Source organism: Dehalococcoidales bacterium, assembly GCA_035529395.1.
GTDB lineage: Bacteria > Chloroflexota > Dehalococcoidia > Dehalococcoidales > Fen-1064 > DUES01.
The window spans coordinates 1-4,727 of sequence record DATKWT010000168.1 but is presented as its reverse complement, the minus strand read 5'-3'; the positions used below and the strand labels follow the sequence as shown (position 1 = coordinate 4,727).

At 57.8% G+C, this 4,727-nt stretch carries 5 protein-coding genes; 1 reads left to right on the top strand and 4 read right to left on the bottom strand.

What is annotated here, in order from left to right; translation table 11 throughout:
• A partial coding sequence (locus VMW13_10450) for an HAD family hydrolase (GenBank protein HUV45233.1) occupies positions 1 to 443 on the top strand: 443 nt, incomplete at its 5' end.
• Positions 444 to 464: 21 nt separating this feature from the next.
• On the opposite strand, the gene VMW13_10445 is transcribed toward VMW13_10450, so the two are convergent.
• From VMW13_10445 to VMW13_10430, 4 genes are all read right to left on the bottom strand, one after another.
• Complete coding sequence (locus VMW13_10445; protein HUV45232.1) at positions 465 to 2,060, bottom strand: 4Fe-4S dicluster domain-containing protein; 1,596 nt, start codon at positions 2,058 to 2,060, stop codon at positions 465 to 467.
• 14 nt (positions 2,061 to 2,074) lie between these two features.
• Positions 2,075 to 3,064: a DUF362 domain-containing protein gene (locus tag VMW13_10440; GenBank protein HUV45231.1), complete on the bottom strand. Its 990-nt coding sequence runs from the start codon at positions 3,062 to 3,064 to the stop codon at positions 2,075 to 2,077.
• Between the two features lie 48 nt (positions 3,065 to 3,112).
• Positions 3,113 to 3,874 (bottom strand): aldolase/citrate lyase family protein, encoded by a 762-nt coding sequence (locus VMW13_10435; GenBank protein HUV45230.1) that lies wholly within the window; start codon positions 3,872 to 3,874, stop codon positions 3,113 to 3,115.
• Between the two features lie 69 nt (positions 3,875 to 3,943).
• Positions 3,944 to 4,727: Ldh family oxidoreductase (locus VMW13_10430; GenBank protein HUV45229.1), on the bottom strand; the 784-nt coding region annotated here is incomplete at its 5' end.

The window sequence follows — 4,727 nt, the reverse complement described above, 5'->3', positions numbered from 1 at the left end:
CTGCGGAGGCGGTGAAGCTTCTCAACCGCGCGGGATTCAGAACAATCGTCATCACCAACCAGTCCGGCATCGCTCGCGGCTACTTTACAGAGGACGCCCTGGCCCGGATACATGAGAAGATGGTGGAGGAGTTAAGCAAGCAAGGTGCCAGGATAGACGCCATCTACTACTGCCCGCACCACCCCGACGACGGCTGTCAGTGCCGCAAACCGGGGACGCTCCTTTTCCGGCAGGCTGCGGAAGAGCATTATATCGATTTCGACATGTCATTCATGGTCGGTGATACACAGATGGATATCGATGCCGGCCGGGCAATGGGTTGCCGGACTGTTCTGGTAACTACCGGCCCCCGACAGGGCAGTGAGGTCACTGCCCCCGCAGACTATACCGCCGGCAGCCTTCTTGAAGCGGCCCGGTGGATAGTGGGGAATGATAATGAATGAACCCGTCCGGGATTGGGGTATTTACTGCTGGCCCCGTCGGCGTTGTTGAGGTTGCTCATGTGGTGGCGCTTCACCGGGTGCGTAGACCCGGATGGCGGCCTCGCCTTCGAGCGGGCACTGGTACTCACAGATACCGCAGCCGATGCACAGGTGCCGTATCACCCGGGGATATTGCAGGATTACCGTCTCGCCATGCTCGTTAACCACTGATTCCTCGTCAAGCTGTATTGCCTTCTCCGGGACGGGACACATCTCCTCACAGACAATACATGGTTTGCCCTCGGCATAGGGTAGGCAACGCTCCTCGTCGATGACAGCCAGACCGATGACCGCCAGCCGTTTGACGTCCAGTGGTAACCTGGGAATAGCCCCGGTGGGGCAGACCTGCCCGCAGGAGTTGCACGAATAATCGCAGTAGCCGAATCGAGAGACCAGGACCGGGGTCCAGAGCCCCTCCCATCCGGCTGTGGTGAGACTCGGCTGCAGCCCGCCGGTGGGACAGACGCGGGTACATTCGCCACAGCGCACACACTTGCTCAGTAACTCCTCTTCCTGAACACCGGGCGGCCGGACTAACATAGGGTTCTTACTACGGAAGAACGTCGTTGTCTTGAGCAGGGCCGTCCCGATGGCAACCACACCCAGGGAGGCGAAGAGTTGCCGTCGTGATGGCTGGAAGTGTGGTATCGCATGATGGACCTTCTGCCCGCGAAAAGCGATTACGCCTGCCGGACAGGCTTCTGCGCAATCGAGGCACACGGTACACTCGGCGGCACTGGCGGCAAACCCGCGCTCCGGGTCGATAGCGCCCATCGGGCACGAGAGAGCACAGCGCCGGCAGGAGGTGCACTTCCCTTCATCGACGAAGTGCCGTAGCCAGGCAAATCTTGAGAACAGCCCGAGTAAAGCCCCCAGCGGACAGAGGTAGCGACACCAGAACCGGCGCCGGATGGCATTCAGCGCCAGAACACCGGTGAAGACAGCAATGAGCAGAAGGCCCGGTATGAAAAATGCTTGCTCAGTGAGCAGCCAGCCCCGGACAAGGCCGTCCAGCCATTCTACCGCCGGTTGCAGCGGTTCCATCCTGTAAAGCCAACCTTCTACGGTAGTAACCACAGTGCTGAAGGCAGGCAGGAGTGCATTGCTCACGGTGCGAAACAGAAGCGTTATCGGGTCAAGAACAAGTATCGTCAGGCTCCCCAGTGCCGCAGACAACAGGGTAATGGAGAGAACCAGGTACTTGACATATTTCCAGTGGCCGGCAGTATCGCTTCGTCCCCGGCGAGGGCGTCTCGCCGGTGTCCAGTCCAGGATGGTACCCAGAGGACACAGCCAGCCACACCAGAAGCGGCCCAGCACCAGGGTCAGTAGCAGGGTGACACCACCGACTGCCAGCGCAGGTACCCACTGGCGACTGGCAAGCATGGTTGAAATACCTACCAGTGGGTCGAGTCGGAAGAATATGTCGTGGGGCAGGGCAGTTGTGCCTGCCTGCCGTGTACCGAGAAGCAGGTAGAAGAAGAGAAGCAGTGCCAGAACCTGGACAACCTGGCGTGCCCGCCGCCATCTCCGCGAACCGGTCGAAACTCTCTTTTTATCAGGGCCGTTGTCAGCCACCGCGACCATACCGTTCAGACATTAATTTCTTCCACTTTCACGCTGCTAAGGTCCAGTGTCCCCAGGCCCATTTCCGCCCCGATACGGGTGGCGGGAATATCCGCACCGGTAAGCCCGAAGAGGGTGGCCGCATAGGCATCGGCGGCGACTATATCATGGCTGGCGATTACGGTATTGGTCAGTCTGACATCATCCAGGCTACCGCTGGAGGGGCCGTGGTCAACGAGGATTCGTACGGCATCGACCACGGTTAGTGATGGCCGCACCACTGTGGAAAGGTCGGCAATCCGCTGGGCCAGGTTGATGTGGAACAGGTTACGGTTGTGAATAACGCCCATAAGGTTCTTCATCCCCAGGGTGAGCCGGGCTTGGGAGTGGTCTTTGGCAATCGGCACGTTGATGAGCACATCCGCATCCAGCACGTCGCCGTATACTGTCCATTTCCCGATGTCACGCCCCTGGGGTATCTCCACCTCACGGTACTTCATCTCGGTCATTATCTCAGTTTCGCCGCCGGCGGCACTTACCGCGGGACCGATGCCACTGCGGGTATAGGCGACCCTTGCGATGCCACCGAAGGGCCGGTCCATCACCCGCACCCGCCGAGCACCAGCACCGAGACAGAGCTCGATAAGAGCCGCCACTACCTCGGGATTAGTGGTAGTGGCGTATTCATAGGAGTGATAGGCCGTACAGATGTTGGGCTTGATGATGACATCATTGCCCGGCTTGACGAAGCGTTCTATTCCGCCCAGTGCTTTGAGGGCCGTCTGCACTATGAGCTTCGGGCTTTCTCCGCGGGCTACCGCCAGGTAGGGGGTGTTTGGTGGAGGAGTGGTCGTCTGGGGAGTTTCCCCGGGAACTATGTCGCTACCGGGCGCACAACCGGGCAGGAATGAGGAAAGCAGCGCCAGCCCTCCGAAGGCGGTGACACCTTTGATGAACTCGCGCCGGTCCAATCTTCTCCGGCGATGACTGTCCTCCGGTTGCTGGTGTCTGACCATTTCTCCACCCTCTCACCCGAAGTCAAGATGACAGATACAGGTACCAGCTTACTTGTTTGCAGTGTCTCTGGCTTTTGCTAAAGCCGCACGGGCTGCCGTCAACAGGAATGCGTCGTCGCTGTCCACCGAATTGAATTTGAATCCCTTCTCGATAGCCCACGCGATATTGCCCGAGCTACAGTACATTCCTGCCGGTTTGCCTGCTTTTGCAGCGGCTTCCAGTACGGTATCAAAGGCCTGCAGATAGGCAGGGTCATCCCATTTACCCGGAACACCGAACATGCTCATGCACAGGTCTACAGGTCCAATATAAGCAACATCCACACCGTCCACGGCAAGAATGTCTGCGATATTATCAACAGCAGTCGCGGTCTCTATCTGGACCGCAACGAGAAGGCTCTCATTTGCAGTGGCTATATAATCACGTCCGCCAATCAAGGCTGCCCGTCTCGGCCCGCAACCCCTGATTCCTTGCGGCGGGTATTTGCAGGCAGCCACGGCTGCTTCGGCTTCCTCTTTATTGTTCACCCAGGGTATCAGGACGCCGTGAGCACCGATGTCCAGGGAGCGCTTGATGACCACCGGGTCATTCCATTGCACTCGTACTATTGGGGAGCAGCTGTCACCCCTCATCGATTGCATCATTGCCTGCATGGTCTCAAAGCCAAGCGGTCCATGTTCACCATCCAGTAAAAGCCAATCGAAGCCGACCAGTGAAAGTCGCTCGGTGACATCCGGGTGCCCGATGCCGACGAATGTCCCTATCGCCGCCTCCCCCTTTTGCAGCTTCTCCTTGACCGGATTATGCATTGTTCAGCCTCCTAAAAAAGTATATCTTATCCACTCCCGGCGGACATGAGATTTTCACACAACCCTGTTCTAGAGGTTATACTCCATGCCCAGTTCCTCAGCCAGCAGCTTCAGGTCGTCAATGACCTTCGGATCGAGTGGTATCCCATTGGCCTGCCGCTCCTTGACAATCCCCGCCTCGAAGGGACCGGGAACTGTCACTCTTTCTACTCCCGGTACCGTGGGGAGTGCTTCCAGTGCGTTTATGTAGGTATCCATAGTTTTCTTGAAATCCGCAACAGGTACAAAGCTGTCAATACGTAGCGCCCCAAAGAAGTGGTCGGAATAGTTACCTCTCGCCTCCGGTGGTGTCTCCTTAAGAAGGCTGGTAACTGACCCTGAAAGCAGGCCACTGAGGATATCAATTATCATGGAAAGTCCAAACCCTTTATAGACACCCAGCGCCGGCGTACTACCAAGTGGTAACAGTCCACCACCGGCTCCGGAGCGTTTGGTGGGGTCGGTTATCGGATTGCCTTCTCTGTCTATAACCCAACCTTCGGGGATACCATTTCCGGTACGCAGAGCAATCTCAATCTTGCCTCCGGCGCACGCCGAAGTCGCCATGTCGATTACAAATGGGGGTCTTTCTCCCGAAGGTATCGCTACCGCTAACGGATTACTGCTGAGCGCCGGGACGCTGCTTCCCGGCGCAACCACGACTGGCACGTTGTTTGTTCCGGTGAAACCAATCATGTCATGTTCCAGGGCCATCATCGCATAATAGGCCGAAGCACCATAGTGGGTGCTATTCCGTGCCGCAACGAACCCGGCTCCGGTCTCTTTCGCCCGGCTGATTGCCTCATTCATTGCG

What these genes read in the sequence shown, in the direction of transcription:
- VMW13_10440 (HUV45231.1), bottom strand. Translation starts at nt 3,064, where the DNA reads ATGGTCAGACACCAGCAACCGGAGGACAGTCATCGCCGGAGAAGATTG.
- VMW13_10435 (HUV45230.1), bottom strand. Translation starts at nt 3,874, where the DNA reads ATGCATAATCCGGTCAAGGAGAAGCTGCAAAAGGGGGAGGCGGCGATA.